The sequence below is a fragment of the Pseudonocardia sp. SID8383 genome, from assembly GCF_009864975.1.
Taxonomy (GTDB): domain Bacteria; phylum Actinomycetota; class Actinomycetes; order Mycobacteriales; family Pseudonocardiaceae; genus Pseudonocardia; species Pseudonocardia alni.
On record NZ_WWFY01000190.1, the window covers coordinates 1 to 2484 of the forward strand.

Sequence of the window (2484 nt, forward strand, 5' to 3'; positions counted from 1 at the left end):
GGCGGCAGCGGCGGGGCGATCGGCTCCGGGTCGGGCAGCGACAGGTCGGCGCCGTCGGCCAGATCGTCGTCGAAGGTCGCCCAGCTGGGGAGGTCGTCGGCGGGACGCAGGGTGCCCAGCGCGCGGTCGCCCTTGATGGCCAGCTCGGTGATCCGCTGCTGGAGCCGCATGGACACCTGCAGCGCCTGGCTGACCGCGGTCACCGGCAGCTCGACGGCGTGCCGCGGCAGCTCTCGGGCCTGCTCGACGGCGGTCACGACGAGGCCGGCGGCGATCCGCACGGGGAACGGCAGCGGAGACATGCACGCCATTGTCCCCTGATCCGTGGCCGCCTGTCGCGCCGGGCGCACCGGGCGCCGGTCGGGCCGGTCACGTACGGCTGCCCGCTCCCGGGCCGGTCCGTACCCTGGGAGCCATGTCCGGTTCTGCCAAGCAGGTCCTGCTCGCCAAGCCCCGCGGCTACTGCGCGGGCGTCGACCGTGCCGTCGAGGCGGTGGAGCAGGCGCTCGACCAGTACGGCGCCCCCGTGTACGTCCGCAAGGAGATCGTGCACAACAAGCACGTGGTGGAGACGCTGCGCGAGCGCGGTGCGATCTTCGTCGACGAGGCGTCGGAGGTTCCGGAGGGCGCGCACGTGGTGTTCTCCGCGCACGGCGTCTCGCCCGCGGTCCGCGACGAGGCCGCGGGCCGGAGCCTGCAGACCATCGACGCGACCTGCCCGCTGGTGACCAAGGTCCACCAGGAGGCGAAGCGGTTCGCCCGCGAGGACTACGACATCCTGCTCGTCGGGCACGCCGGGCACGAGGAGGTCGAGGGGACCTCCGGTGAGGCGCCCGAGCACATCCAGCTCGTCGAGTCCGCCGCCGACGTCGACTCCGTGACCGTCCGCGACCCGGAGCGGGTCGTGTGGCTGTCGCAGACCACGCTGAGCGTCGACGAGACGATGGACACCGTCCGTGCGCTGCGCGAGCGGTTCCCGAAGCTGCAGAACCCGCCGTCGGACGACATCTGCTACGCCACGCAGAACCGCCAGGTCGCGGTGAAGACGATGGCGCCGCGCTGCGACCTGGTGCTGGTCGTCGGGTCGCGGAACTCGTCGAACTCGGTGCGTCTGGTCGAGGTCGCACTGGGCGCCGGGGCCGGTGCCTCGTACCTGATCGACTACGCCCGCGAGATCGACGAGTCCTGGCTCGACGGCGTCACGACGGTCGGGATCACCAGCGGTGCGTCGGTCCCGGAGATCCTGGTGCAGGGTGTCGTCGAGTACCTCGCCGAGCGCGGCTTCGGCTCGGTCGAGGAGGTCGACACCGCCGAGGAGACGCTGACCTTCTCGCTGCCCCGCGAGCTGCGCCCGCCGCGCGGCCGGTCGCTGGGCCTGACCCCGGTGAACTGACCGCGGCACACACGACGGAGGCCCCGGACCGACTCGGTCCGGGGCCTCACGTGTGTACGGGGCGGGGGGTCAGCCCGCGGCGCGGTCCGCCTGGACCTGCTTCGCCGACACGACCTGCACCTGGTCGCCGATCTGCAGGGTGTCGAACCAGAGCTTCGCGTTCTCCGGGGTGAGCCGGACGCAGCCCGCCGACGGGGTGTCGGTGCGGCCCTCGTGGAAGGCGATGCCGCCGTCCTGGAAGAACACCGCCCACGGCATCGGGGCGGGCTCGCCGTTGGTCATCGTGTACTCGCCGCTCTTGTGCAGCTGCTCCTTGCGGTAGACCCGCAGGGAGTGGCCGACCGGGGTCTCCTTGCCCGGGCCGCCGATGGCGACCGGGACGGGCCCGTGGGTGATCTTCCCGTCGGTGAACAGCCAGGAGCGCTGGGTGTCGAGATCGACGCAGGCCCGGGCCGTGACGGTGCACGGGGTGCCCGCGACGAGCGGCTGGTCCCGGAAGGCCTGCGCGGCCGGGGTCCCGGCGACCGCGGTGCCGACGCCGATCAGCGCGACGGTCGCGGCGACCAGCGCGACGACGATCGCGGGTCGCGTCCTGCGGGGGCTGCGGGTGGTCGACAATGGCTCTCCAGTGGTTCCGTCGTGCGTCGGGGAGCGGCGGGGTCACGCCGTGCCCCCCGATGGGAAGACGCTCGGGAGTGCAGTGGGTTGCTCCCATTGTCCGATCCGTCGCCACCCGGGCGGTCTGCGGGGTACGTTCCGGCCGTCCACCTGGGCGGATGCGTCCGGACGACCGTGGCTGCGCCGGACGGCCGTCAGCGGGTGTCGCGGCGTGTCCGGCCGGTCGCGCCGCGTGTCGATCCGCGGGAGGGCTCGGAGCGGGACGGGTCGGTGCGTGAGGACCCGGCGCGCGAGGAGCCGGACCGCGCGGTCCCGGCCGACCGTGCGACGGATCCGGTGCGCGAGACCCCGGTGCCGGTGGACCCGGTACGGCCGGTGGACCCGGTGCGGGCCGTGTCGCGGCGCGCGGAACCGGTCGGTGCCGACCCGGTGGCCGACCCGGTGCGGGCGGTGCCCGTCGTGCGGGACCGGGA

General features: G+C 73.9%; 4 protein-coding genes. 2 read left to right on the top strand and 2 right to left on the bottom strand.

Annotation, left to right across the window (positions count from 1 at the left end):
• Positions 1-302 (bottom strand): lipid droplet-associated protein (locus tag GTW08_RS04680; RefSeq protein WP_161151460.1); only part of this gene is annotated, 302 nt, incomplete at its 3' end.
• A gap of 113 nt (positions 303-415) precedes the next feature.
• On the opposite strand from GTW08_RS04680, the gene GTW08_RS04685 reads away from it, so the two are divergent.
• Positions 416-1393, top strand: coding sequence for a 4-hydroxy-3-methylbut-2-enyl diphosphate reductase (locus GTW08_RS04685; protein ID WP_073577699.1), 978 nt, complete (start codon positions 416-418; stop codon positions 1391-1393).
• Positions 1394-1462: 69 nt separating this feature from the next.
• Here the strand turns inward: GTW08_RS04685 and GTW08_RS04690 are convergent, their stop codons facing one another.
• Positions 1463-2011, bottom strand: a complete 549-nt coding sequence (locus tag GTW08_RS04690; RefSeq protein ID WP_073577700.1) for a L,D-transpeptidase — start codon at positions 2009-2011, stop codon at positions 1463-1465.
• Positions 2012-2281: 270 nt separating this feature from the next.
• Between GTW08_RS04690 and GTW08_RS31485 the strand changes: the two genes are divergently transcribed.
• Positions 2282-2484, top strand: a 203-nt coding sequence (locus GTW08_RS31485) for a hypothetical protein (protein ID WP_237453538.1), incomplete at its 3' end; no start/stop codon positions are given.